Consider the following 24,019-nt stretch of genomic DNA (forward strand, 5'->3'; position numbering starts at 1 on the left):
CCGGCTGGCTCAGTTCGTTGGCGCCGCGATCGCCGTGACGAAAGACGGACGCGAGAGCGTCGCGTCGATATAGGCGGCGAGCTTCGGCCAGCGGCTCGCATCGACGGGCTCCTTGGCGAGCCGGAGGTTGTGGAAGGTCGTGGCGACCGCGATGTCGGCGATGCTGAAGACGCCGCCCACGAGGTAGGGGCCGTCGATCTGGCTCTCCAGGTAATCGTAGAGCTTCGGGAACTCGTCCGTCACCGCCTTCACCGCCACGGCCTCGTCGCCGGGCTTGCCCATTAGGACGGGCTTCACCACGCGCTCGGCGAAGGGCTTGATCAGCACCGGGAACAGCTCGGTATCGCCGAACTTGTCGAACCAGACGGCGCGTGCGCGCTCCTTCGGCGCCTGCGGCCACAGGGCCGGATTCGGGTGCTTGGCCTCGATATAGGCGGAGATCGCCGAGGAATCGGCCAGCCGAAAGCCGTCATCCTCGATCGCCGGGATCTTGCCCAGCGGGCTGCAGGCCTGGAACGACTCGTCCGGCGCGTGGAAGAAAACGGGCTTGTGCTCGAAAGCGACGTCCTTCTCGGCCAGCGTGACGAGGATCTTGCGGACGAAGGGCGAATAGCTCGTGCCGTAGAGAATCATGCGGAGAAACAACCTGTTGTGGCGGGAGGAAGGGGCAGGCCGAATGGCTCTTGCCGTCCGTCCCCTCAGATAGGGCTTCGATCCGGCTCGATCACCCCATGCACGGCATAGCCGCCGAACCGCTGCACGATCCGGGCGCGTCGCCGCGACGTCCGCGCGACCTCGCCGAGAGTGTCGGCGAGCCCCTGACGCGGAGTGACGTGGAACCCCGCGAGCCATCGGTTGAGCAGCCATCGGGCCGGCATGGGCAGACCGCCCTGATCGCCGAAATCGACCACGTGCAGGGAGCCGCCGGGCGCGAGGTGACCGGCGGCCTCGGCGAGGACGGCGCGCCAGGGCGGGATCATCGACAGGGCGTAGGAGATCACGATCCGGTCGAACTCGGCCTCCCCGAACAGGGGGGCGGGATCGAAGGCCGTGGCATCGCCTCGCGAGAGGCGGATGCGGTGGGCGAGGCCCGCGCGGGCGGTGGCGCGGCCAGCCGTATCGAGCATCTCGGACGAGACATCGAGGCCGAAGCAGCGGGCATCCGGGTAGGTCCGCGCGATGCGCACGAGGTTGCGCCCGGTGCCGCAGCCGATCTCCAGCACGCTGCCCCCGGCGGGAGGCGTGAGATCCGCGATCATGCCGTCGCGGCCGAGGAGGTAGAATTTCCGGCTCGCATCGTAGATGTGCCGCTGGTGCCGGTACATCCGGTCCATCAGCCGCGCCGCCTCGCTCACGACGAGGCCAGCCGGTAGAGGTGGAACGCCCCGTATATTGACGACCGGTCCTGCTCGCCGAGGCGGCGGCTCTCCTCCTCGGCATAATCCCAGGCACCGAGGATGGAATCCGGCACCCGGCCGGGCAGCCGGCGCTCGTCCGCCGCCGTCCTGAAGATCACGCGGGCGCCGGGCCGGGCCGCGCGGGTAATCTGGGTCCACAGGTCGGTGAGGTCGGCATCCGTCATCCAGTCCTGCGCATCGAGGAGGATCACGGCATCGACGCTGGCGGCCGGGCTCTCCCGCAGGAATTCGGTCATCGATTGCTGGCGGAAGTCGAGGCGGCCGGCGCGCTCGCGCAGGGCCGCGTGGTTCCCGGCCTGGAGATAGGGCGGCAGCGATGCGTCGGGCGCGGTGTCGTAGGCGCGGCCGAAGGCCTGCCAGGCGAAGTAGTTGGACCGGATCGGGAAGCCGCAGGCGAGACGCTCCAGACGGTGACGCAAGACGGCCGCCATCCCGCCGGGGCCATCGCCCGCAAGGGCGACGTATTGCGCCGGCGGAATGCCGAGACCGTAGAGCGAGGCCGGCTGGCGGATGAGCCAGCGGATGAAGGTCTTCTCGAAGAGCGGGGCCAGTTCGGCCTCGAAGATCGTCCGCTGTTCGGCGAGGTCCCGCGCCGTCAGCACGGCGCCGAGATCGCAGCCGTAGCGGCGGGCGAGCCAATGCCCCGCACCGATGAAGCGGCCGAGCAGGCCGTAGCGGTAGAAGCCGTGCTCGAAGGCCGAGATGCGGCGGCGCCCGTCGAGGCGTCGGGCCTCCCAATAGGCGCGGGACGTGGCGTCGAGATGCTGGCGGATGATCTCGTCATAGGCAGCGACGTTCTCGGGCCGGGCAGGGCGGCCGAAGAAGCCGAAGAAAGCGGCATGGTCGGGCAGATGCCGGAGGGCGGCAAGCTTGAGCTTCCCCAGGGCCACATGGGCGCCGTTGAGGTCGACGGCGCTGATCCGGGCCGGGTTGGCCGTAAGGTAGGAGAGCGCGTTGCAGCCCCCCGAGGCGATGGTGACGACGTGGTCGTCGGGCTGCAGCCGGAGTGCCGCCATGTCCACCACCGGATCTTCCCAGATCTGCGGATAGACCAGACCGCTGAAGGCCGCCGTGAACAGGCGTTCCGACACGCCCGCCTTCGAGAAAGCCCGGTTGCGATGGACGGCCTGGGTGAGCCCCAGACTCGTCTCGCGGCGGATGGCCCGTGCTGCGCGCGTCATGCGAGGTCTCGCGTCGCTGGTTGGCGTGATCGACGCCAGGGCCGTTACGGCATCCGCATGACCGCCCGGTGACGGAGGATCGTCTCCGGATGGCTCCGGGGACGGATCATTCGTTCACCTGTCCTGCCCCGCCCGGCACATCCATGGCGCGGGCCCCGTTCAGCGCGGTCGCAGCTCGACCGTCACCGGCACGTGGTCCGAGGGTTTCTCCAGGCCGCGCAGGTGCTTCTGCACGGAGGCGGAGACAAGGCGGTCGGCCGCCTGCGGCGAAAGCAGCAGGTGGTCGATGCGGATGCCCTGGTTCCGCTGCCAGCAGCCGGCCTGGTAATCCCAGAACGTGTAGAGGCCGGGGGAGGGGTCGCAGGCGCGCAGGGCCTCGGTGAATCCTTCGGCGAGGAGGGCGCGGAAGGCGGAACGGGTCTCGGGAAGGAACAGCGCGTCGTTCACCCAGGCGCTCGCATCCGCCGCGTCCTCGGGCTCGGGGATCACGTTGTAATCGCCCGCCAGTACCAGGGCCTCCTCATCGGCTAGGAGCGCGCGCGCATGAAGCCGCAACCGCTCCATGAAGCCGAGCTTGTAGGTGTATTTCGGTCCCGGCGTCGGATTGCCGTTGGGCAGGTAGATCGAGGCCACCCGGACGGGGGCCAGATCCTCTCCCGAGATCAGCGCCTCGATGTAGCGGGATTGCTCGTCGGTCTCGTCGCCGGGCAGGCCACGGCGGACCTCGCTCATGCCGAGCGGCGCCCGCACCAGCAGCGCCACGCCGTTATAGGCTTTCTGCCCGAGCGTCTCGACGGCGTAGCCAGCCGCCTCGATCTCGGCGCGGGGAAAGCCCTCGTCCTGGCATTTCAACTCCTGCAGGCAGACCACGTCGGGCTTGGCCTCGTCGAGGAAGCCGACGAGATGGCCGACCCGCTGCTTGATCGAATTGACGTTCCAGGTGGCGATCCGCATGGGCTCTGAGATCCGGTCGGAGAGGGCCGCCCGTCATCGGGCCTTCGCGTCGGGCTGGCAAGGCATGCGCGGGGGAGGAAGTCAGGATGTCCGACGGCTGGTTCGCACCGATCCGGGCCTATTGCGAGCGCGGGGATGCGAGCTTCTGGGCCGAGCCGCTGAACGCCGCCTCCAACGGCGCCTTCCTCGTCGCCGCGTTCCTGGCCTTCCGCCTCGCCGGCTCCGGCCCGAAACGCGACCGGGCGGCGACGGCGCTGGCCGGGCTCGTCGCCCTCGTCGGCATCGGGTCGTTCCTGTTCCACACCCTCGCCGTCCGCTGGGCGATGCTCGCCGACGTCATCCCCATCGCCCTCTTCATCTACGCCTATTTCTTCCTGGCCCTTCGGCGTCTCCTCGGCCTTTCCCTCGTTCCGGCGATCCTGACGACACTCGGCTTTGCCGGCTTCGCGGCCGGGCTGGAACCGGCCCTCGACGCGCTCACGGGCCAATCGGTCGACCGCTTGAGCAACGGTTCCATCGCCTACGCGCCCGCCATCCTGGCCCTCGTCGGCGTCGCCGCCGGCTTGCTGATGCCCCAGACATGCTTCCTCGGCCCGGCACGGAGCCGCGCCGGCCTCTCGCTCCTCGCCATCGCCGCGCTGTTCGCCCTCTCCCTGACCTTCCGGACCCTGGACGCCGCCATCTGCCCAAGCCTGCCGATCGGCACCCATTTCCTCTGGCATTGCCTCAACGCAGCCGTCCTCTACGGCCTCATCGCCACGGCCTGGCGCTTCGAGGCAGCGGTTGACGATCGGCGTTCCGCACCCTGAGGAGGACGGCTCCGTCGGTCTCCGATTTTCCCCCTCGACGCCGCGTCGCGAGGAACCACGGGTTTTCTTGCACCACACAGGGATTCGTTGCAGAAGAGCCGGCCGTTCGAAGGAGCGGCGTCGCGCACAGGCTTGGACGACGGGTAACCCGCTCTCGGCCGAGCGAAGTCAGATACGGATCGCGTCCATGTCACAGAGCCTCCGCCTCGGCGTCGCCGGTCTCGGCACCGTCGGTGCTTCCGTCGTTCGGATGGTCGCTCGCCGCGCAGGAGCCATCGCCGCCGCCACGGGCCGCGAGGTGCGCGTCACCGCCGTCTCCTCTCGCGACAAGACTCGCGACCGCGGCCTCGATCTCACCGGCGTGACCTGGTTCGACGATCCCGTCGCCCTGGCCTCCTCGGGCGAGGTCGATTGCGTGGTGGAGCTCATCGGCGGCTCGGAAGGGCCGGCCAAGGCCACGGTGGAAGCCGCCATCGCTGCCGGCAAGCACGTGGTCACCGCCAACAAGGCCCTCCTCGCCCATCACGGCGCGGCCCTGGCGAAGGCCGCCGAGGCCAAGGGCGTGACCCTGGCCTACGAGGCGTCCGTGGCCGGCGGCATCCCCGTCATCAAGGCCCTGCGCGAGGGGCTCACCGGCAATGCCGTGTCGCGCGTCTACGGAATCATGAACGGCACCTGCAACTACATCCTCACCCGGATGGAGCGGGAGGGCCTGACCTTCGAGGCCTGCCTCAAGGACGCGCAGGCCTTGGGCTATGCCGAGGCCGACCCGACCTTCGACGTCGAGGGGTTCGACACCGCCCACAAGCTCGCCATCCTGGTCAGCCTCGCCTTCGGTGTGGAGATCGATGCCGAGGGTGTCTCGGTGGAAGGCATCTCGGCGATCCAACCCCTCGATCTCACCATGGCCGAGGAACTCGGCTACCGGATCAAGCTGCTCGGCGTCGCCCAGGTGGCCGAGGGCGGAATCGAGCAGCGCGTCCACCCGACGATGGTGCCGAAATCCTCCGCCATCGCCCAGGTGATGGGCGTCACCAACGCGGTCACCATCGATGCGGATGCGGTGGGTGAACTCACCCTGATCGGCCCAGGAGCCGGCGGCGAGGCGACCGCCTCGGCGGTGGTGGCCGACATCGCCGACATCGCGGCCGGCGTCGCGCGCCCGACCTTCGGACGCCCCACCGCGAGCCTCGCCCCGTCGGAGCGGGTGGCGATGCAGCGGCACGAGGGCGGCTACTACATTCGCCTCACGGTCCATGACCGGCCCGGCGTCGCGGCCGGCGTCGCCACGCGGATGGCCGAGCGCGACATCTCCATCGAGAGCATCCTGCAGCGCCGCTCGGAGAGCGCCGCCAGCAAGGACCCGCATGGCCGCTCCGGCCAGCCGGTGCCCCTGGTGCTGATCACCTACGCCGCCACCGAAGGGACCATCCGCGCGGCGCTCGACGCCATCGCGGCCGATGGCCTCCTCGCCGAGGCGCCGCAATTGATCCGGATCGAACGCGAATAAGAAGGCCGCCCATCGCGGCCCAGACACCAGGTGAGGGACGGGACCAAGATGGCGGACGATATCGTTGGGGGGGTGGGACGTCCGGTATCCCGCACCATGAGCCTCGAACTGGCGCGGGTGACCGAGCGCGCCGCCATCGCCGCCGCCCGCCTGCGCGGGCAGGGGCGGGAGAAGGAGGCCGACCAGGCCGCCGTCGACGCCATGCGGCGCGAGCTCAACCTCCTGCCCATCAACGGCACCGTCGTCATCGGCGAGGGCGAGCGCGACGAAGCGCCGATGCTCTATATCGGCGAGCAGCTCGGCACCGGCGCCGGCCCGAAGGTCGACATCGCCGTCGACCCCCTGGAGGGGACGACCCTCTGTGCCAAGGACATGCCCGGCGCCATCGCCGTGATGGCGCTCGCCGAGCACGGGTCGCTGCTGGCGGCGCCCGACGTCTACATGCAGAAGATCGCCATCGGCCCAGGCTACCCCCAGGGCCTCGTCGATCTCGACGCCAGCCCGGCCGACAACATCGCTGCGCTCGCCCGGCACAAGGGCTGCGCCCCATCCGAGATCACCGCGATCATCCTCGACCGGCCGCGCCACATGGCCCTCGTGGCGGCCGTGCGCGAGACCGGCGCAGGAATCCGCCTGATCTCGGACGGCGACATCGCCGGCATCATCCACACGACGAGCCCCGACGAGACCGGTGCCGACATCTATCTCGGCATCGGCGCGGCGCCCGAAGGGGTCATCGCGGCCGGCGTCCTGCGCTGCATCGGCGGCCACATGCAGGGCCGGCTGATCCTCGACAGCCACGACAAGCGCGAGCGCGCGGCCCGCATGGGCATCAGCGATCCGAACCGGAAGTACGAGCTCGCCGACATGGCGCGGGGCGACGTGATCGTGGCCGCCACCGGCGTCACCGACGGTGCGCTCCTGCAGGGCGTGCGGTTCAAGTCCGGCATGATCGTGACCGAGACGGTCATCTACCGGTCCGCCACCGGTACGGTCCGCCGCATCGTCGGTGAACATCGCCGGCCCGAGCGTTTCGAGGCCTGAGCGCCGTGTCGGATCCGACGATCCGCCCGGTACGGCCCGACGAGCGCGAGGCCTGGGAGGGCTTGTGGTCGGGCTATCTCGACTTCTACCGGGCCGCGATCGGACCGGAGATGCGCGACCTGACATGGTCTCGCCTGCACGACCCGCTGGTGCCGCTCCACGCCCTGGTGGCCGAGGAGGATGGCGTCTTGGTGGGGCTCGTCCATTACATCTTCCACGCCTCGGCCTGGACGCGCGGACCCTACTGCTACCTGCAGGACCTGTTTACGGCGCCGTCGTCGCGGGGCAGGGGCGTCGCCCGCGCCCTGATCGAGGCGGTGACGGCGGAAGCCCGTCACGCCGGGGCCGACCGCGTCTACTGGCTGACGATGGAGGACAACGCGCCGGCACGCGCGCTCTACGACAAGCTCGCCGACCGGCCGGGTTTCATCCAGTACCGGCGGATCCTGGTTCCGGGCTGAGCGGGCGATCGAGCGGTAGAGATCCGACATCGGAGTCACGATCCGAACAGCCGAGTTGGGTCGCACGTGATCTATTCCCGGCCCGGTCCGACGTTGTCGGCGGCGAAGGCGTCCCGGCCGCCGAGGGGTTTCGGACGTCCCTCCGTGCTGTCGCGGGCGGTCTGGCGTTCCATCTCGGAATTGATCTCGGCGCCGAGCAGGACCACCACAATCGACAGCCACATCCACGACATCAAGCCGATGCCGGCGCCGAGCGATCCGTAGATGCGGTTGTAGCTGTCGAAGCTGGCGACGTACCAGGAGAACACCCCGGAGGTGCAGACCCAGAGAAACGCCGCCAGCGTACTGCCCCAGGTCACCCAGCGCCATTTCGCCCGGCGCCGGCTCGGGCCGTAGCGATAGATCAGCGACAGGCTGAAGCTCACCACGACGAGGATGACCGGCCACCGCGCCACGGACAGGATCGTGTCGGCCAATCCCCCGAACCCAAAGCTTTCCATGATGGCGGGAAGGACGACGACCGTGCTGATCGTCAGGAGGAGAAACGCGGCGCCGCCGAGGGTGAACAGGAAGGTGGTGGCGTAGAACCGGACCAGGGTCCGGTCCTCTCGCTCCCGGTAAATGACGTTGAGGGCATCGAAGAGGGCGCTGGCTCCGGAATTCGCGCTCCACAGGGCGATGAGCAGGCTGATCGTCGAGGTGAGACCGAGCGACCCCGTGCTGCGTTCGGCGATCCGCACGAGCTGTTCGGAGAGCAGATCCAGTGCGGCGGCGGGGAGGATGTAGGTCAGGAGGCCGACATGCTGGCTGATCACGTTGGGATCGGAGAACACTCCGTAGATCGAGACCACGGCAACGAGGCCGGGAAACACGGCGAGCAGGGCGAAGAAGGCGACGCCGCCGGCGGTGGTCAGCACGCGATCCTGCGGCAATGCCCAGAGGACGCGCCGGAAGATGTCCTTCCATCCCGCTTTCGGAATGTCGGAGGGACGGCTCGCATCGCGGCCCCGGTCGGGCTCCTGCGCCCGCTGCCGTGCCGTCTCGAGGGCGGCGGCATCCTGCGAACGCGTGCCCACCGAGCGCCAGTCGTCTCCCTCGTCGACGTCCCGGGCCATGGCTGCGCCTCTGTGGTAGCCGGCTACGCCCGCTCGGACGGCTGGGTAGCGACCGACAGGCGTCCGGAGCCGACGGTCAGCCACGCTCTCAGCTTATGGCATCCGGCACGCAGGTGCATCGGCTTTCGAGAAGGCCGACGCACGGACGAACCACCCATGATCAGAACCAGATGTTCGGGCCTGCTGCGAACGCTTGTGACGGGTCGGCTACAGACCCGTCACATCGGCCCCATCCGTCACCCTCGAGCCAGCACCCGGCGCCTATCGCTCGGTGAGCGCCGCCTTGATCCGGTCGAGGTCGAGGGCGCGCCGTCCGGTCTGGGTCTGCAGGAATTCGCCGCTGAGCGGGCCGATGATGGAGCCGCCGGGATAGACAAGGGACGGCCAGTCACAGGCCTTGTCGCGGAACGCGATCCAGGCGCGCTGGGTGTCGCGCAGGGAGAGGTCGGCGCTCTCGCTCATCGAGGCGCCCACATCCTTGTAGGTCCGGTTGAGGCGCGTATCCCAGGCCGCGATCTCGCGGGCGTAGCACCCGTTCATGCCCATGGTGGACGAGCCCGACCCGTCCGGCGCATCGATGCAGGGCTGGGACACGCGCCCGATGCAGGATAGGCGCGCGCCGTCGTCCTTTGCGGATGCGACGCAGCGCTCGATCGTGGCGACATCGGACGAGGCCTGACGGCCCGTATCCGTCTGGGCGATGGCGCCACCGCCCGACGACAGCGCCAGCATCGCCAAGGCGGCGATGCCGTGTGGGACACCTCGGAGCATGGTGCAAGCGTCAGTTGAACAGCGATCCGACACCGCCGGAGACGCGTCCCAGCCCCTGCTTGGCCACGGGGTTGCCCGGTTCGAGCTGGGCGGCGCGCTGATAGCTCTCCATCGCCTCCTTCTTGCGGTTCGTCTTCTCGTAGGCGAGGCCGCGATAGGCCCAGGAGCTGGCGTCCTTGTTGTTGACGTTGAGGGCCGCGTTGTAATCCTCGATCGCCTTGTCGAACTGGTTCGTGGCGATGAGGCTCTGGCCCCGCGCGGCGTAGGGCGCCGCGACGAAGGGATTGCGGTCGATGGCGGCATCGAAATCGCCGATGGCCTGGGTGTTCTGGCCCTGGCGCTGACGCACGAGGCCGCGCGCATGGTAGGCCTCGGCCGATTCCGGCGTCAGGCGGATCGCCTGGTTGAGATCCGACATCGCACCGTCGAGATCGCCCTGGGCACGCAGCACGTTGGCGCGACCGATATAGGCGGGACCGTAGTTCGAATCGGCCGAGATGGCCTTCGAGAAGTCGGCGAGCGCCCCATCGTTGCGGCCGGTCTGGCGGTAGGCCAGCGCCCGGTTGTAGTAGGCGGAGGCCGAATTCGGATCGATCTGGACGGCCTTCGTGAAATCGCCGATGGCGTCGTTGAACTGGCCCGAGCGGGCATAGGCCGCGCCGCGGGTGACGTAGGCGCCGGCATCGTTGGGATTACGCTGGATCACCTCGGTGAGCGAGGCGATGTTGACGCTGGTGGCACCCGTGGCATCGCTCTCGACCACGGCGAACTGGCGCGTCGCCGAAGCCCCGCCACCGCCATAGGTCTCACACCCGGCCAAAGCCGCCGCGATCGCTACGGCCCCGACCAGACCCGCCTTCGCACGCGGCACTACAAACGTCATTGCCCCTCTCCCCTCGGGATCGCCATGCCCCCCGAGGCACGCTCCCGTCCGCTGCAATCGATCATCCCATCCACCATGGCGCCTCGAAGCGCTTCGGATGCCGGACAAGACGACGAGTGCCGGCACAGTCTCGCATCGCGGTGAACACGCGCTTAAAACCCGCCGGCTCACCCGCTGAAGCGGCGCGATGTGGCGAAGGTAAGGCTCGCTTCCGCGCGGGGTCGCGAAGGCCGTCCGGCAGGTCACGGCGAGGACAGACTGTGTCCGACAAGACGCAGTTTCGACGCCCTACACGATGACCCTGGAGGTTATCCCGCCATGGCTCGACCGGCCGTCTCGGACAGACGCCCGGCGTCCGGATCGAAGATTCGCGAGCCCGGCCGACGAGGCGACGCCTCTGGCTCGAACACCCAGGGGTGAGGGAACCCAGCGGGATCCGCCCGGCGCAATGCATCCATTGAGCGGATTGGCGATGGAGGACGAGTCCACGGAACGGGGCCGGGCAAGGCCAGCGAATCCTTGCGGCCCTTGCCCTTGCCCCCCCGGATCAGCACGCCGGCCCGATACAACCGGCTCGCCCTATCGCGTCTTTATTTCCTGCTGGATATCGGTGAGCGCACGCTCCGAATGCTCGGCCAGAATACTTTTGACCGATACCGGCGTCGCGGCCCATGCCACCGCCGCCAAGAACACCATCGCCGCAATCGCGTAGGCAAACGTTTCCATGATCCCGAGCCAGCCCAACAGCAACGGGACGAGGCTGATGACGAAGGCTGCTCCAACATTCTTCGATATGTAGAGTATCGATACGAAACAAATGAGTCCAAGAGCTATTGGTTTGGCGAATGCGACGATTGTCCGTTCCACGGCGAGGTCCCTCGAATAACATAGTTTATTGGCGAACTCATCTGATATGAGCCCTGAAACCCAGCCTTCAGCGGCCACAACGCGACAATACGAGATGTTCCGTTAAATGTCCGTGAAATAAATTGTATTCACTTAAGAATCTAAAGATTCACCAAAGATAACGCCAAGCGTCTCCAACATCGATACTAGTATGTATGCACTAGTGCCCCTGACGTCGCCGGCATACGAATCACCTTCGACCAACGAATAAGGTGGCCAAAGGTCGAGAGTGGTCTAGTAATGACCTGATTGTCTCGATGTCTCGATCTGACGGATCAGATCCATGACTTCTTCAGGCGGTTGATTGACGTTGCTGGATATCGGTTTCACAGTACCTGCGGCCCCGGAATGTCCGGCATATCTGATCCGTGAGCCGGAACCGGACGCGGTTACATCAATCAGAAGAGACGTATTGACGTAAATTTCTTGACCAGACCCCTTCGTGAGCTTGATCCAAGCCATGGAACTTCTCCTGTTCATGCTGCTATTTCAAGTTGAACTTTGTTTCGTCGCCAGTCTCACTGATGGCGCGACGACGATGCTCGATCAGTATTTGTCCATGTCACGTGGATCGACATCTCAACGATGACGATCGCGGAAGGCAACTCGGCGACTGAACGACCGATGTCTTGCAGCATTCCCCACCATCTCGCGAGAGGTGAAACGAACTATACGGCGCAAGACTCGCTTGGTGACTTCGATAGTAGATCAATAATAGAAAACTGTTATACATTACAACCAGAGTTATCATTCTCGATAAAAATAGTCACGTTATTAGCACAGCCCGCAATTGCATAACGTTCTACAGGAATAATTCTTGTTATAGAATGCAAAATACCGTTCTATTATAAGAAATATGCCATTCGATATGATCACAGCATTTAGGAGACATTGGAAGAAATACTTATTACTTTTAATCGTCATAGATGGCGCAACGTGCGGGCTGCGCTAATGGAAATACCCGCATCGAGCGGATTGGGTCAACGTTCAGAAATTGTCTCTCCGTCCCAAAATCATGGCTGCGGATGCAGCGGCGCGACAGGCCGCTCCATACTTACGCAGTCTACCACAAGACTTCATCAGTGAACCAACAGCGCCATCGAATGTTGTTGGGTCGGCTGACGATTACGCTCGTGACGTCGGCACGACGTGATGCGCCCCTCCACGCGTGCGGCGGGCGCCGGCCATGAGTTCCCCTCGAACGAGACCAGGAGTAGTGCGTGTTTCCCCCCGCGAAGGTGCTCACGGTTGTCGAAACGACGAAGCACGTCGAGCCTGTTCGAGCCTTCGAATTCTGGCGAAACACCGCGTTGAAGAATCTCGGCATCGTGGACCGGCCGAACCCCCACGAAGCATTTTCCGCCAACCGGTTGGCCGCCCTTTCAGCGCACACGACGTTGCTTCTCACGGAGAGCAGCCCGGTGAGCGTCGAGGGCGATCTGCGCCATATCCGGCGGGCCGGCCGCGACGAGGTCGTCGTCAGCTTCTTCCTGTCGGGGCATGGCTACCTGGAACAGGGCAGTTGCGGTCATGTGGTCGGCGTCGGGGATATCGGCTTCATCAGGCTCGACCGCCCCTTTGCCGTGGGAGGTCTGTCGCCGTATCGGGAGCTCCGTTTCAGCGTCCCTCGCGTGAATTTCGAGGCACGGGTCGGGAACGCCGACGCCCTGACCGGCCGTCGCATCCGCGCGAGTCCCTCCACCGAGTTGCTGACGACATACATGCACGACGTCGCGCGATCTGCCACGGGGATGTCGGAGGCCGAAGCCGGGCTCGCGGTCGAGGGCGCGCTTCACATCGTGCGCTCGCTCGTCGGAGATCGGGACGATGGGGATCGGGCTTCGTCCGAGGTGCTCCAGTCTCTCGCGCGCGTGCACATCGAACGGCATTCGCATGACGCGTCGTATGGGCCTCGAGCGATGGCCGCGGCGCTCAACGTTTCCCGCTCGAAACTCTATCGTGCCTTCGCCGACGGCGAAGGGATCGCCGCCGAGATCCGCGATGCCCGGCTGGACCGCATCCATCGCTGGCTGACATCGGCCTCCAACGACCGCACGCCCATCAACGTCCTGATGCATGCCTGCGGCTTCACCGATGCACCCGGCTTCAGCAAGGCTTTCAAGCGGCGGTTCGGCATGTCGGCGAAGGACGTCCGCGCCCTCCGGCAGGGTTGAGCCGTCCTCACGAAGCCGGGATCACCCGCGTGACATGGCCCATCTTGCGGCCCGGCCGGGCGTCGCCCTTGCCGTAGAGGTGAAGATGCGCGCCGGATTCGGCGAGGAGCGCCTGCCACGCGTCGATGTCGTCGCCGATCAGGTTCCGCATCTCCACGGAGGCGCCGGCGACGCGCGAAGCATCGCCGAGGGGCCAGCCGCAGACGGCGCGGACATGCTGGGCGAATTGCGAGGTCACGGCGCCCTCGATGGTCCAGTGACCGGAATTGTGCACCCGCGGCGCGATCTCGTTGACGATCAGACGCTCGCCGGCCTCGTCGCGCACCAAGAACATCTCGACGGCGAGGATCCCGACATAATCCAGCGCCTCGGCGATCCGGCGGGCGATCTCCACCGCAATCCGGGCGGTCTCCTCCGACAGGTTCGGGGCGGGCACGCGGGTGAGGGCCAGGATATGATCGCGGTGCTCGTTCTCGCACAGGTCGAAGGCCGCGAAGCTCCCGTCGGGGGACCGCGCTGCCACCACCGAAACCTCGCGCTCGAACGGCACGAACCCTTCGAGGATCAGCGGCGCGCCACCGAACTCGGCGAAGATCGCGTTCCGGTCGCCCTCTTCGGCGGTGCGAATGATGCGCTGGCCCTTGCCGTCATAGCCGAAGCGGCGGGTCTTCAGCACGGCTGGCAGGCCGATCGCCTCCAGCGCACGGGCGAGGTCGTCCGGCGTGTCCACCTGCCGGAACGGCGCGGTGGCGATGCCGAGGCCGTTGATGAAGCTCTTTTCTGAGAGCCTGTCCTGCGTGGTGGACAATGCGTCGGCGCTGGGACGAAGAGGCGCGTGGCGCGCCAGCAGGTCGGCGGTCTCGCGCGGGATGTTCTCGAACTCGTAGGTCACGGCATCGACGCTCGCCGCGAAGCGGGCGAGCGCCTCGGCATCGTCATAGGCGGCGCAGGTCGTCTCGGCCGCGACATCGAAGGCCGGGCTCGCCGCATCGGGGGCGTAGACATGGACCTTGAGGCCGTAATTGGCCGCGGCCAGAGCGATCATGCGGCCGAGCTGGCCGCCGCCGACGATGCCGAGGGTGGAACCGGGCGCGAGGGACATGTCGGTCACGGAATCTGTGTCTCCGGCCTCTCGGCCACGGATGCGGTCTGCGCGGCCCGCCACGCATCGAGGCGCTCGGCGAGGGCGGCGTCGGTCAGCGCCAGGACGGCGGCGGCGAGGAGGGCCGCGTTGACGGCCCCGGCCCGGCCGATGGCGAGGGTGCCCACGGGAATGCCGGCCGGCATCTGCACGATGGAAAGCAGGCTGTCCTGGCCGGACAGGGCTTTCGATTCCACCGGAACGCCGAAGACCGGCAGCGGGGTCATGGATGCGGTCATGCCGGGCAAATGCGCGGCCCCGCCAGCGCCCGCGATGACGACCTTGTAGCCGGCCTGCTTCGCACCCTTGGCGAAGGCGACGAGGCGATCCGGCGTGCGATGGGCGGAGACGATGAACGCCTCGTGCGGCACGCCGAGGGCGTCGAGGGTGTCGGCGGCGTGCTGCATGGTCGCCCAGTCCGACTGGCTTCCCATGATGATCGCGACCGGGGGCGCTCCCGCCATCGTCGTCACTTCCTTCCCGAGACGATCGCGGTCGCCTGGTCTGCTTGGCCGGGTTCAGGCCATGTCTTCGTGGCGGCGCGATCCCGGGACGCGATCCTGCACCCGGACCGTGCCGCATACGCGGGCGGACGACCGCCCGCAAGACGGTGCCCGGGCCAATCCTGTGATCAAGGCAAACCGAAGCTAGGCGATGATGTCGGGCGTGATCTGGTCTTCCAGATAGGAAATCCGGTCCCGCAGGCCGAGCTTGCGCCGCTTGAGGCGCTGGATCTGCAGCTGGTCGCCGGCGACGCTCAGTTCCAGTGCGTCGATGGCCCCGTCGAGGTCGCGGTGCTCCTGGCGGAGCCGCGCCAGTTCCTCGACGAATTCCGCCGTCCCGTTATCCTCGAACTCGCCCGCCATCGCACCTGCAGCCTCGACACGTACCGTCCCGAAACCATGCGGCACAGGCGCTCTTGCGGCAAGACGATGCCCGCAATTGGCTCTGGAAGACGCGTCTTCCACCGGGGAGGGCTCCGGCGATCGTGATTAACCAATGTTGCCCCCAGGGCCGATTTCGGTTTCGACAGCCGGCTCATACTGTGCCAATCTGCCTGAGTCGGAACGAGACAGGAGAAACGACTCATGTCGCTGCAGACGCATCTGAGCCAGCTCGCCCTCAAGCACGAAGCCCTCGAGCGGGAAATCCACTCCGCGATTCAAAGCCCTTCCGAGAACGATCTACGGATCGCGGAATTGAAGCGACGCAAACTTCACCTGAAGGACGAGATCAATCGGCTGCGTGCCGAAACGGACTCGGTGCATTAGCCAGCTCCCCATCATTCCCCTTCCTTGATTGACCTTCGCCGCCGCGCTGCCCAGCGCGGCGGTTTTCGTTTGTACCGCCATCCCTTGTATCGCCATCCCTTGTATCGTCATGGGCAGGTTGGGCTACATTCCCCCGCAGATGCCGGCATCCTCAGACCGGCCGCCCGGGGACGAACCGCCATGCAGGCTGCTGCGACACCTCCCGATTCGACCGAAGGGACGGACGCCTTCCGCCCGATCCACGCGGCGTCCCTCGCCGATCCCGAAGGGTTCTGGCTGAACGCCGCCGCTGCCCTCGACTGGGAGACCGCCCCCTCCCGCGCCTTCGACCCGGAGGCGGGCGCTTATGGGCGCTGGTTCCCCGACGCGACGCTGAACGCCTGCCACAATGCCGTCGACCGCCACGTGGCGATGGGGCGGGGCGAGCAGGCGGCGATCCTGTACGATTCGCCCGTTACGGGCACGAAGCGGACGATCAGCTACGCGGCCTTGCGCGACGAAGTGGCGACGCTCGCCGGCATCCTCTCGCTGCTCGGCGTGGAGAAGGGCGACCGGGTCGTCATCTACATGCCGATGATCCCCGAAGCCCTGTTCGGGATGCTCGCCTGCGCGCGCCTCGGCGCGGTCCACTCCGTGGTGTTCGGCGGGTTCGCCGCCAACGAACTCGCCATACGCATCACGGACGCCGCCCCGAAGGTGGTGCTCGCCGCCTCCTGCGGCATCGAGCCGAGCCGGATCGTGCCGTACAAGCCGCTCCTCGACGCGGCCATCGCGGCCTCGCCGCACAAGCCGGACGCCTGCCTCATCCTCCAGCGCCCGCAGGCCGAGGCGGGCCTGGTGGAGGGGCGGGACCGCGACTGGGCCGAGACCGTGGCCCGGGCAAAGGCCGCCGGGATCAGCGCCGATTGCGTCCCCGTCGCGGCCACCGACCCGCTCTACATCCTCTATACATCAGGCACGACGGGGAAGCCCAAGGGCGTGGTGCGCGATACCGGCGGCTACTGCGTCGCGCTCTCGTGGTCGATGCCCAACCTCTACGACGTGAAGCCCGGCGAGGTGTATTTCTGCGCCTCCGACATCGGCTGGGTGGTGGGCCATTCCTACATCGTCTACGCGCCGCTGCTGCACGGCTGCACCACCGTCCTCTACGAAGGCAAGCCGGTGGGGACGCCCGATGCCGGGGCGCTCTGGCGGGTGGCCGCGGAATACGGCGTCGCCTGCCTGTTCACGGCGCCCACGGCCCTGCGCGCGATCAAGAAGGACGACCCGCGCGCCGAACTCGTCGCCTCCTACGACCTCTCCGGCTTCCGCTCCCTCTTCCTCGCCGGCGAGCGGGCCGACCCGGATTCCGTGGCCTGGGCCGAGCGGGCGCTGGACCGGCCGGTGATCGACCATTGGTGGCAGACCGAGACCGGCTGGGCCATCGCCGGCAATCCGGTGGGGATCGGCATGCTGCCGGTGAAGCACGGCAGCGCCTGTGTACCGATGCCGGGCTACGACCTCGCGGTGCTCGACGAGGCCGGCAAGCCGCTGCCGCCCGATACGATGGGCACCATCGCCCTGCGGCTCCCGCTACCGCCCGGCTGCCTGCCGACCCTGTGGGGTTCGGACGAGCGCTTCCGCCAGAGCTACCTCACCACCTATCCCGGCTGGTACGACACGTCGGATGCCGGGATCGTCGACGCGGACGGCTACGTCACGGTGCTGGGGCGCACCGACGACATCATCAACGTCGCCGGGCACCGGCTCTCCACCGGGGGCATGGAGGCGGTTCTGGCCGCCCATCCCGATGTCGCCGAATGCGCCGTCATCGGCATCCGCGACGCGCTGAAGGGCGAACAGCCCTGCGGCTTCGTGGTGCTGAAATCCGGCGTCTCCCGCGACACCGCCGAGATCGAGCGCGAACTCGTCGCCTCCATCCGCGAGCGCATCGGCCCCGTGGCGGCGTTCAAGCTCGCGCTCACCGTGGCACGGCTGCCCAAAACCCGCTCGGGCAAGATCCTGCGCGGCACCATGAAGAAGATCGCCGACGGCGAAGCCTGGACCACCCCACCCACCATCGACGACGCCGCCGTGCTGGACGAGATCGGCGAGAGCTTGAAGGGGAGGGGGATCGGGGGGTGAGGCGATTCGCCGAAGCGAGACAGGTAGCTCCCGAAGCCCGCCTCCTGATTAGCCGATCTCGATTTCTACTCTAGTCAATAAATCGATACATTCATTAACGCATCTTTTTGGTTAATCCGATGAAAATCAATTTTCACCCCCTTCGACCACTCTTGTCCAAGACCGAAAAAATTGATATTTTAGAGGAGTACTTGGATTACTATCGATATCTGGCGAAAGAAAACCCCGCTCAACTGAATGTTAAGCTTGAACGCGCCGCATTCGTTTCTACTATTAATGAATTTGAGATTCTTATGCACCAGCGCGCGAAGGAATTTGCATCCGAACCAGGTCCAATAAGAGACTTCCTGCGCTCCCATGTTCCTCCCGGTCAAATAGCTCAGCATCTTCCCGATGAGTTTCGAGCTTTTTGCTTGCTGTTGAACGCAGTCAAACAATGGGTCGCAAAACAACAAATAGACACGGATAAGCTCGTTCTAGGCGGAACAGCCAGAGCAACCCTCCGCGCGGCCTCGGACAGATGTACGATCACAGGGGAACCACTCGCCAGAGATGACATGGAACTTCATCATCCCGTGCGTGATGGCCGCCCCCCACTACCGGTTTCTAAAGCCGCACATAAAGCGATCGAGAAACAGGGAAAAGCGACTGCATCGAACAATGAAACAGACAGCGACGACGAGTTCGACATTGCGCTGAGAAATCTCAAAAAAGGTCGTTCTTGGTCTTGGGTCATGCTTCGGCGGGGCTGCCTGGACCTCATGAACCAGCCGGTCGAGCATTCGACACCAGCTGTAAGGGCAAACTCTCGAACCTTCGCGCGGAAAGCGCTCGATGCAACAGGCAAGGATCTCGCCTGGATCATCAACTTTTTGGATGAGCGTGGCCTAGCGTAAACCGGCCACGGGTGCCGAAAGCCAACAATCCTTGCCATGGCGCGTTCGATTACCGTACGCCGTCCATACCGACGGCCCGCTCCCACAAAAGACCGGAACCCGCACATGACCGCACGCCTGTTCGAGCCTCTGTCCCTCGATGGCCTGACGCTGCCCAACCGCATCATCGTCGCCCCCATGTGCCAGTATTCGGCCCATGCGGGACAGGCGGGCGATTGGCACCTGATGCATCTGGGGCAGCTCGCCATGTCGGGCGCGGGCCTGCTGACCCTGGAGGCCACCGCGATCTCGCCGGAGGCACGGATCTCGCCCACCGATCTCGGCCTCTACTCGGACGAGACCGAGCTGGCGCTGGGCCGGGTGCTCGATGCGGTGCGGCTCCGGGCGCCGATCCCCATCGCGATCCAGATCAATCATGCCGGCCGCAAGGCCTCGAGCCGCGCCCCCTGGGATGGCGGCTCGCAGATCGAGCCGGAGATGCCGGACGGCTGGCGCACCGAGGCGCCGTCAGCCATCGCCCATGGCGAGGGCGAGGTGCCGCCCCATGCCCTCGATTCGGAGGGGTTGAAGCGCATCCGTGACGGGTTCGTGGAGACGGCCAAGCGCGCGTTGCACATCGGGATCGACGGGTTCGAACTCCACGGCGCCCATGGCTACCTGCTGCACCAGTTCCTCTCGCCGCTCTCCAACCAGCGTACGGACGATTACGGCGGCAGCCTCGCGAACCGGATGCGCTTTCCGCTGGAATGTTTCGAGGCGGTGCGCGAAGTCGTGCCGGCGGGCAAGCCGGTCTGGATGCGGGTCTCGGCCACCGACTGGGTCGAGGGCGGCTGGACGCTCGACGAGACGGTGGAACTGGCCCATGCGCTCAAGCGGCGCGGATCGGCGGCGATCCACGTCTCCACCGGGGGCCTCTCCACCCGCCAGGAGATCCCGCTCTCGCCCGGCTATCAGGTTCCCTTCGCCGAGCGGGTGAAGGCCGAGACCGGGCTCACCACCATCGCGGTCGGCCTCATCACCGAGGCGGCCCATGCGGAATCGATCCTGGCCGAGGGCAAGGCCGACGCGGTCTCGCTCGCCCGCGCCATGCTGTACGATCCGCGCTGGCCGTGGCATGCGGCGGCCGAACTCGGCGCGCAGGTCAGCGCGCCCAAGCAGTACTGGCGCTGCCAGCCGCGCCAGTTCAAGACCCTGTTCCGCGACACCCAGTTCGGGCAACGCTGACCCGATTTCAGGCAAAGACAATGGACGACGACATCACGACGATCACGGTGCAGCGCGTCCGCTACGACGAGGAGAACGGCATCAGCCTGATCTCCGGCGCGGACGACGAGGAGGAACCCGCCGGCTATTTCATCGTCCAGATCGAGAAGGGCGACCCGGACGGGCCGCTCATCGAGATCTTCGGCGAGGACCTCACCCAATCCGACGGGGTGACGGCTTTGGAGATCGGCGTGCGCCACCTGCTCTTCAGCTTCGAGCCGACGAGCCTCATCGGGGCGGAGATGCCGATGGTGCGGATCGAATCGATGACTGAGATCGCCGAACTCGCAAAGGCGCGGCTCAGGGTCGCCTTCGGCAAGCGGGCACGGCTGGCCTGATCCGCCCGCCCTACTTCGCCACCGCCCCCACCAGCGGCCCCAACGGCCGGCTGATGTCCGACCGGTTGATGCCCGGCGCGTAGAGGCTGGAGACGCTGCCGTCGAGGAACAGGGCGTTGGCGCAGCCGAGCGTGTCCTTGAACAGGCGGGCGAAGGAACCGAAGGTCACGGGGCGCTCGGAAATGGCGAAGATGGCGGTGCGGCCGTCGTCGCGGACGCCGACGCCGTTGCGGATCTTCTGGCTCGGCCCGTCGGTGGAGATCTTCGGGTGGATCTTGCCGTCGATCACCAGCATCGGCCCCGATTGGGTGGCGAAATCCGGCTTGATCTTCTGGCGCAGGTAGCGGGCCGTGTCGGCGACGCCGGCGCGCTCGCCTTTCACGTAGAAGATGCCATTGGGCTTGAGGTGGAAATTGCCCGGCCCGTTGGCGGTGGAGACGCCCTTCATCTCGCGGCCCTCCTCCACATAGAGGCCCACCGGCGCCTGGCCCTTGTCGTACATGCCGCCATTCATGGCGAAGCTGAGCTTGGGCCCGATCTTTTCCCCCAGCGTCGACAGCGACGAATAGGGCAGACCGTCGGCGCCGAGCCAGAACACCCGCACCCGCTCGCGGCGCAGATCCACCGTGCAGACCGTGAAGGTCTCGCCCTCGGACTGAACCGCCTTGCACGGCGACGCGACGGCGGGCGCGGCCCGCGCGGGCTGGGGAGCGAGACCCGCAGCGAACGCGAACAGCATGGCTCCGGCAAATGCGCGTCGCAGTGACATCATCGTTGAATCCCGAGGCGGAGCCATCTTCCGCCCTCCCGTGAGGACGAGGTGGCGCGCGGTGTCCTCGCCCGAAACGGAAGGCGTTTTCAAGGCGTGCCGACCGCCGCTCTCACCGACCTGTGATCGGCCGGATGCGTGCAGGACAAAATGTGCCATGAACCGTTCATGGACCATGGGTGTTCTATAACCACTGGGGACAAGAACCTGTCTTTGGAGACAAGACGATGAAACGCATTGTTCTGGCAGCGACCGCGATGGTCGGCGCTCTGGCGATGATCCCGGCGACGGCGGAAGCCCGCGGCGGCTGGGGTGGTGGCCACGGTGGTTGGCATGGCGGCCATGGTGGCTGGGGTGGACACGGCGGCGGTTTCCGCGGCTATGGAGGCGGTTTCCGTGGTGCGGGCTTCCGCGGCTATGGCGGCGGCTGGGGTGGACATCGCGGCTACGGCTGGCGCGGCGGTTACGGTCGTGGCTACGGTTACGGCCTCGGCGGTCTCGGCCTCGGTGTCGGCCTCGGCCTCGCCGCCGGCGGACTCTATGGCGGCTACGGTGGCTATGGCGGATACCCGGCCTATGGCTACGGCTACGCTCCTGCGGCCTATGGCGGCTACGGTGGCGGTTGCTACACCGTCCCGCGCACCCGCTGGACCCCCTACGGACCCCGCCGCGTCCTGATCGAGCGCTGCTACTGAGCGGTTCCGCTCGGGAGGATTTATCTGGGAAGGGGTCGCTTTGGCGGCCCCTTTTTCGTTACGGCCGCCGCGTTCATCGCCGGCCCTTCTCATCCCTCCGCATCGGCATGGCATCGATCGTCGAGAACAGGCGGGCCGCCGGAATTGGTGCGGCTTCGGTGAGCTTCGCCTCGCCGTCCTTGCCCACCAGCACGACGCGGAAATCCCCCGCGCCGATTCCGAACCGACGACGGATGCGGTCCGCCTCGGCACCGGTCCCGATCGCTTCCACAAGAACGAGGTCGCGCTCGGCGTAATCCGCCCGTCTCGCCCGCGCCTCGCGCCTTTGCGCCTCGATGCGCGGATCTCCGCCTTCCGGGGCCACGATGACGAGCACCCGCGACTTCCAGCGATGGGCGGCGAGGGGGTCGTCGGCCGAAGCCGGCGCTGCGAAGCCGGACATCGCGGCGATGGCGGCGAGGGGGAGCATGCGGGTCATCGAGACGGTCCTATCGGGACGGAGCAGGAATACTTGCGCATCAACGCCGCTCGGCGCAGGCGGTGCCTCGGCCTCATTGCTGGAACACCGGCGCCCGATCGGCCTTGTCGAGAAGTCCCCTGAGACTGGAACGCCCGTCCAGAAGATCCTTCACCCCAACCGGAGCGTCAGATCATGGTCGCTATGAACCGCAGCATCGTCCTCGCCTCCCGCCCGCACGGAGAGCCGACGGCCGCGCATTTCCGGCTCGAGGAGAACCGCACCCCGACGCCGGGGGAGGGGGAAGTGCTGCTGCGCAATCGCCTCCTCTCCCTCGATCCCTACATGCGCGGGCGGATGAGCGCGGCGAAATCCTATGCCGAACCCGTCGCCATCGGCGCGCCCATGGTCGGGGCCACCGTGTCGGAGGTCGCAGCCTCGCGGCATCCGGATTTCCATGAGGGCGACGTGGTCACCGGCTTCGGGGGCTGGCAGGACTTTGCCGTCTCAAATGGCCGTGGCCTGCGCAAGCTCGATCCCGAGGCCGCGCCGGTCAGCACGGCGCTTGGCGTCCTCGGAATGCCGGGCATGACCGCCTATACCGGCCTCCTCACCATCGGCCAGCCGAAGGCGGGGGAGACCGTGGTGGTCGCCGCCGCCGCCGGGCCGGTGGGCTCCCTCGTCGGCCAGATCGCCAAGCTGAAGGGCGCGCGCGCCGTCGGCATCGCGGGCGGCCCTGAGAAATGCGCCTACCTCACCGACGTACTCGGCTTCGACGCGGCCGTCGATCACCGCACCGACGACCTCCCCGGCGCGCTCGCTGCCGCCTGTCCCGGCGGGATCGACGTGTATTTCGAGAATGTCGGCGGTGCGGTGTTCGACGCCGTGCTGCCGCTCCTCAACGACTTCGCCCGCATCCCCGTCTGCGGCCTCGTCTCGGGCTACAATCTCACCGAGCTGCCGCCGGGACCGGACCGCAGCCCCGTCGTCATGCGCGCCATCCTGACCAAGCGCCTGACCCTGCGCGGCTTCATCGTGTGGGATTTCGCCGACCAGGAAGAGGAGTTCCTGAGCGAGGTCGGAACATGGCTGCGGGACGGGCGGATCAAGCATCGGGAAGACATCGTCGACGGGTTGGAGGCGGCGCCGGAGGCCTTCATCGGGCTGCTGAAGGGGCGGAATTTCGGCAAGATGCTGGTGCGGATCGCGTGACGGCCAAGCGCGCGATCCTTGCGCGCCAAAACGAACAAAGATAGAACATCGACCTGTGATCGGTGGGGACAAATTCGCCCTCCCGATTGCGGGCCGCCTGTCCGAAGTTCATGAAGGGCGAACGGGACGGACGGCGTGTGAGGCCCTTTCCGTCAGTGAGATCGATCGAGAGGAGAGCGGCATGGCCGGCAGCGTCAACAAGGTGATTTTGGTGGGCAATCTCGGGCGCGACCCCGAGACCCGGCGCCTCGCCTCCGGCGATCCCGTGGTCAACCTGCGCATCGCCACGTCCGAATCCTGGAAGGACAAGGCGTCGGGCGAGCGCAAGGAAAAGACCGAGTGGCATGCGGTGGTGATCTACAACGAGAACCTCGCCCGCGTGGCCGAGCAGTACCTGCGCAAGGGCTCGAAGGTCTACATCGAGGGCCAGCTCCAGACCCGGAAATGGGCGGACCAGTCCGGCGTGGAGAAATACACCACCGAGGTGGTTCTCCAGCGCTTCCGCGGTGAACTCACGCTCCTCGACGGTCGCAGCGGCGGCGGCGGAGAGATGGGCGCCGACGACGAGGGCGGCGGCCAGATCAGCCGCGGCGGCGATTACGGCGGCGGCCGTGGCGGAGACCGGGG

At 66.8% G+C, this 24,019-nt stretch carries 27 protein-coding genes; 13 read left to right on the plus strand and 14 right to left on the minus strand.

Features of this window, described 5'->3' with window-relative positions:
- Positions 1-9: 9 nt before the first annotated feature.
- The 4 genes from FV220_RS06095 to xth form a co-directional block, all read right to left on the minus strand.
- A complete protein-coding gene (locus FV220_RS06095) occupies positions 10-633 on the minus strand; it encodes a glutathione S-transferase family protein (protein WP_056144801.1) in 624 nt (207 codons plus the stop codon).
- A gap of 65 nt (positions 634-698) precedes the next feature.
- Positions 699-1,325: a class I SAM-dependent methyltransferase gene (locus FV220_RS06100; protein WP_147830220.1), complete on the minus strand. Its 627-nt coding sequence runs from the start codon at positions 1,323-1,325 to the stop codon at positions 699-701.
- Between the two features lie 26 nt (positions 1,326-1,351).
- Positions 1,352-2,599 (minus strand): DUF3419 family protein, encoded by a 1,248-nt coding sequence (locus FV220_RS06105; RefSeq protein ID WP_056144588.1) that lies wholly within the window; start codon positions 2,597-2,599, stop codon positions 1,352-1,354.
- 159 nt (positions 2,600-2,758) lie between these two features.
- Complete coding sequence (gene xth, locus FV220_RS06110; RefSeq protein ID WP_147830187.1) at positions 2,759-3,553, minus strand: exodeoxyribonuclease III; 795 nt, start codon at positions 3,551-3,553, stop codon at positions 2,759-2,761.
- 86 nt (positions 3,554-3,639) lie between these two features.
- On the opposite strand from xth, the gene FV220_RS06115 reads away from it, so the two are divergent.
- From FV220_RS06115 to FV220_RS06130, 4 genes are all read left to right on the plus strand, one after another.
- On the plus strand, positions 3,640-4,362 hold the full coding sequence (locus FV220_RS06115) for a ceramidase domain-containing protein (RefSeq protein ID WP_056144593.1): 723 nt from the start codon (positions 3,640-3,642) through the stop codon (positions 4,360-4,362).
- 187 nt (positions 4,363-4,549) lie between these two features.
- Complete coding sequence (locus FV220_RS06120; RefSeq protein ID WP_147830189.1) at positions 4,550-5,872, plus strand: homoserine dehydrogenase; 1,323 nt, start codon at positions 4,550-4,552, stop codon at positions 5,870-5,872.
- 48 nt (positions 5,873-5,920) lie between these two features.
- Positions 5,921-6,916, plus strand: a complete 996-nt coding sequence (glpX, locus tag FV220_RS06125) for a class II fructose-bisphosphatase (RefSeq protein WP_026175788.1) — start codon at positions 5,921-5,923, stop codon at positions 6,914-6,916.
- Positions 6,917-6,921: 5 nt separating this feature from the next.
- Positions 6,922-7,377: a GNAT family N-acetyltransferase gene (locus tag FV220_RS06130; protein ID WP_147830191.1), complete on the plus strand. Its 456-nt coding sequence runs from the start codon at positions 6,922-6,924 to the stop codon at positions 7,375-7,377.
- A gap of 71 nt (positions 7,378-7,448) precedes the next feature.
- Here the strand turns inward: FV220_RS06130 and FV220_RS06135 are convergent, their stop codons facing one another.
- From FV220_RS06135 to FV220_RS06155, 5 genes are all read right to left on the minus strand, one after another.
- Positions 7,449-8,492 (minus strand): YihY/virulence factor BrkB family protein, encoded by a 1,044-nt coding sequence (locus FV220_RS06135; protein WP_147830193.1) that lies wholly within the window; start codon positions 8,490-8,492, stop codon positions 7,449-7,451.
- A 261-nt stretch (positions 8,493-8,753) separates the two neighbouring features.
- Positions 8,754-9,263 carry a lysozyme inhibitor LprI family protein gene (locus tag FV220_RS06140; protein WP_147830195.1) on the minus strand — a complete coding sequence of 170 codons (510 nt, stop codon included), beginning with the start codon at positions 9,261-9,263 and terminating at the stop codon, positions 8,754-8,756.
- A gap of 10 nt (positions 9,264-9,273) precedes the next feature.
- On the minus strand, positions 9,274-10,146 hold the full coding sequence (locus tag FV220_RS06145) for a tetratricopeptide repeat protein (RefSeq protein ID WP_043764308.1): 873 nt from the start codon (positions 10,144-10,146) through the stop codon (positions 9,274-9,276).
- Between the two features lie 579 nt (positions 10,147-10,725).
- Entirely contained in the window at positions 10,726-11,013 is a 288-nt protein-coding gene (locus FV220_RS06150) for a hypothetical protein (RefSeq protein WP_147830197.1), read from the minus strand.
- A gap of 273 nt (positions 11,014-11,286) precedes the next feature.
- Positions 11,287-11,514 (minus strand): hypothetical protein, encoded by a 228-nt coding sequence (locus FV220_RS06155; RefSeq protein ID WP_147830199.1) that lies wholly within the window; start codon positions 11,512-11,514, stop codon positions 11,287-11,289.
- Positions 11,515-12,272: 758 nt separating this feature from the next.
- Here FV220_RS06155 and FV220_RS06160 point away from each other — a divergent pair.
- The gene (locus tag FV220_RS06160; protein WP_147830201.1) at positions 12,273-13,226 is read left to right on the plus strand and encodes a helix-turn-helix domain-containing protein; all 954 of its coding nucleotides are present in this window, start codon (positions 12,273-12,275) and stop codon (positions 13,224-13,226) included.
- 7 nt (positions 13,227-13,233) lie between these two features.
- Here the strand turns inward: FV220_RS06160 and FV220_RS06165 are convergent, their stop codons facing one another.
- The 3 genes from FV220_RS06165 to FV220_RS06175 all read right to left on the minus strand — a co-directional run bounded on the left by FV220_RS06165 (position 13,234) and on the right by FV220_RS06175 (position 15,233).
- The gene (locus FV220_RS06165; protein ID WP_056144807.1) at positions 13,234-14,328 is read right to left on the minus strand and encodes a 5-(carboxyamino)imidazole ribonucleotide synthase; all 1,095 of its coding nucleotides are present in this window, start codon (positions 14,326-14,328) and stop codon (positions 13,234-13,236) included.
- 5 nt (positions 14,329-14,333) lie between these two features.
- Entirely contained in the window at positions 14,334-14,831 is a 498-nt protein-coding gene (gene purE / locus FV220_RS06170; protein WP_147830203.1) for a 5-(carboxyamino)imidazole ribonucleotide mutase, read from the minus strand.
- Between the two features lie 183 nt (positions 14,832-15,014).
- Positions 15,015-15,233 carry a DUF465 domain-containing protein gene (locus FV220_RS06175; RefSeq protein WP_018042997.1) on the minus strand — a complete coding sequence of 73 codons (219 nt, stop codon included), beginning with the start codon at positions 15,231-15,233 and terminating at the stop codon, positions 15,015-15,017.
- Between the two features lie 222 nt (positions 15,234-15,455).
- Here FV220_RS06175 and FV220_RS06180 point away from each other — a divergent pair, with 222 nt between their 5' ends.
- The 5 genes from FV220_RS06180 (at position 15,456) to FV220_RS06200 (ending at position 20,259) form a co-directional block, all read left to right on the plus strand.
- Positions 15,456-15,638: a DUF465 domain-containing protein gene (locus FV220_RS06180; protein WP_018042998.1), complete on the plus strand. Its 183-nt coding sequence runs from the start codon at positions 15,456-15,458 to the stop codon at positions 15,636-15,638.
- 180 nt (positions 15,639-15,818) lie between these two features.
- On the plus strand, positions 15,819-17,762 hold the full coding sequence (locus tag FV220_RS06185; RefSeq protein ID WP_147830205.1) for a propionyl-CoA synthetase: 1,944 nt from the start codon (positions 15,819-15,821) through the stop codon (positions 17,760-17,762).
- A 152-nt stretch (positions 17,763-17,914) separates the two neighbouring features.
- Positions 17,915-18,658, plus strand: coding sequence for a hypothetical protein (locus FV220_RS06190; protein ID WP_147830207.1), 744 nt, complete (start codon positions 17,915-17,917; stop codon positions 18,656-18,658).
- 105 nt (positions 18,659-18,763) lie between these two features.
- Positions 18,764-19,882, plus strand: a complete 1,119-nt coding sequence (locus FV220_RS06195; protein ID WP_147830209.1) for an NADH:flavin oxidoreductase/NADH oxidase — start codon at positions 18,764-18,766, stop codon at positions 19,880-19,882.
- A gap of 20 nt (positions 19,883-19,902) precedes the next feature.
- Positions 19,903-20,259 carry a hypothetical protein gene (locus tag FV220_RS06200; protein ID WP_056144625.1) on the plus strand — a complete coding sequence of 119 codons (357 nt, stop codon included), beginning with the start codon at positions 19,903-19,905 and terminating at the stop codon, positions 20,257-20,259.
- 10 nt (positions 20,260-20,269) lie between these two features.
- On the opposite strand, the gene FV220_RS06205 is transcribed toward FV220_RS06200, so the two are convergent.
- Positions 20,270-20,998 (minus strand): phosphodiester glycosidase family protein, encoded by a 729-nt coding sequence (locus FV220_RS06205; protein ID WP_238254090.1) that lies wholly within the window; start codon positions 20,996-20,998, stop codon positions 20,270-20,272.
- Positions 20,999-21,255: 257 nt separating this feature from the next.
- On the opposite strand from FV220_RS06205, the gene FV220_RS25405 reads away from it, so the two are divergent.
- On the plus strand, positions 21,256-21,723 hold the full coding sequence (locus tag FV220_RS25405) for a hypothetical protein (protein ID WP_056144627.1): 468 nt from the start codon (positions 21,256-21,258) through the stop codon (positions 21,721-21,723).
- A gap of 73 nt (positions 21,724-21,796) precedes the next feature.
- Here FV220_RS25405 and FV220_RS06210 read toward each other — a convergent pair whose 3' ends face one another.
- On the minus strand, positions 21,797-22,201 hold the full coding sequence (locus tag FV220_RS06210; RefSeq protein WP_147830213.1) for a DUF4174 domain-containing protein: 405 nt from the start codon (positions 22,199-22,201) through the stop codon (positions 21,797-21,799).
- A 174-nt stretch (positions 22,202-22,375) separates the two neighbouring features.
- Here FV220_RS06210 and FV220_RS06215 point away from each other — a divergent pair, with 174 nt between their 5' ends.
- Together FV220_RS06215 and ssb are read left to right on the plus strand one after the other, a co-directional pair.
- Positions 22,376-23,392, plus strand: a complete 1,017-nt coding sequence (locus FV220_RS06215) for an NADP-dependent oxidoreductase (RefSeq protein ID WP_147830214.1) — start codon at positions 22,376-22,378, stop codon at positions 23,390-23,392.
- A gap of 181 nt (positions 23,393-23,573) precedes the next feature.
- The coding region (gene ssb, locus FV220_RS06220) for a single-stranded DNA-binding protein (protein ID WP_147830216.1) at positions 23,574-24,019 on the plus strand (446 nt) is incomplete at its 3' end.

Source organism: Methylobacterium sp. WL19 (assembly GCF_008040005.1).
In the GTDB taxonomy this organism is placed as follows: domain Bacteria; phylum Pseudomonadota; class Alphaproteobacteria; order Rhizobiales; family Beijerinckiaceae; genus Methylobacterium; species Methylobacterium bullatum.

Coding starts and splice junctions, on each gene's coding strand:
- FV220_RS25405 (WP_056144627.1), top strand. CDS start 21,256: ATGAAACGCATTGTTCTGGCAGCGACCGCGATGGTCGGCGCTCTGGCG.
- FV220_RS06185 (WP_147830205.1), top strand. CDS start 15,819: ATGCAGGCTGCTGCGACACCTCCCGATTCGACCGAAGGGACGGACGCC.
- FV220_RS06120 (WP_147830189.1), top strand. CDS start 4,550: ATGTCACAGAGCCTCCGCCTCGGCGTCGCCGGTCTCGGCACCGTCGGT.
- FV220_RS06135 (WP_147830193.1), bottom strand. CDS start 8,492: ATGGCCCGGGACGTCGACGAGGGAGACGACTGGCGCTCGGTGGGCACG.
- FV220_RS06180 (WP_018042998.1), top strand. CDS start 15,456: ATGTCGCTGCAGACGCATCTGAGCCAGCTCGCCCTCAAGCACGAAGCC.
- FV220_RS06140 (WP_147830195.1), bottom strand. CDS start 9,263: ATGCTCCGAGGTGTCCCACACGGCATCGCCGCCTTGGCGATGCTGGCG.
- FV220_RS06165 (WP_056144807.1), bottom strand. CDS start 14,328: ATGTCCCTCGCGCCCGGTTCCACCCTCGGCATCGTCGGCGGCGGCCAG.
- FV220_RS06210 (WP_147830213.1), bottom strand. CDS start 22,201: ATGACCCGCATGCTCCCCCTCGCCGCCATCGCCGCGATGTCCGGCTTC.
- FV220_RS06155 (WP_147830199.1), bottom strand. CDS start 11,514: ATGGCTTGGATCAAGCTCACGAAGGGGTCTGGTCAAGAAATTTACGTC.
- FV220_RS06095 (WP_056144801.1), bottom strand. CDS start 633: ATGATTCTCTACGGCACGAGCTATTCGCCCTTCGTCCGCAAGATCCTC.
- FV220_RS06100 (WP_147830220.1), bottom strand. CDS start 1,325: ATGTACCGGCACCAGCGGCACATCTACGATGCGAGCCGGAAATTCTAC.
- FV220_RS06195 (WP_147830209.1), top strand. CDS start 18,764: ATGACCGCACGCCTGTTCGAGCCTCTGTCCCTCGATGGCCTGACGCTG.
- FV220_RS06205 (WP_238254090.1), bottom strand. CDS start 20,998: ATGCTGTTCGCGTTCGCTGCGGGTCTCGCTCCCCAGCCCGCGCGGGCC.
- xth (WP_147830187.1), bottom strand. CDS start 3,553: ATGCGGATCGCCACCTGGAACGTCAATTCGATCAAGCAGCGGGTCGGC.
- FV220_RS06145 (WP_043764308.1), bottom strand. CDS start 10,146: ATGACGTTTGTAGTGCCGCGTGCGAAGGCGGGTCTGGTCGGGGCCGTA.
- FV220_RS06215 (WP_147830214.1), top strand. CDS start 22,376: ATGGTCGCTATGAACCGCAGCATCGTCCTCGCCTCCCGCCCGCACGGA.
- FV220_RS06105 (WP_056144588.1), bottom strand. CDS start 2,599: ATGACGCGCGCAGCACGGGCCATCCGCCGCGAGACGAGTCTGGGGCTC.
- FV220_RS06175 (WP_018042997.1), bottom strand. CDS start 15,233: ATGGCGGGCGAGTTCGAGGATAACGGGACGGCGGAATTCGTCGAGGAA.
- FV220_RS06115 (WP_056144593.1), top strand. CDS start 3,640: ATGTCCGACGGCTGGTTCGCACCGATCCGGGCCTATTGCGAGCGCGGG.
- purE (WP_147830203.1), bottom strand. CDS start 14,831: ATGGCGGGAGCGCCCCCGGTCGCGATCATCATGGGAAGCCAGTCGGAC.
- glpX (WP_026175788.1), top strand. CDS start 5,921: ATGGCGGACGATATCGTTGGGGGGGTGGGACGTCCGGTATCCCGCACC.
- FV220_RS06200 (WP_056144625.1), top strand. CDS start 19,903: ATGGACGACGACATCACGACGATCACGGTGCAGCGCGTCCGCTACGAC.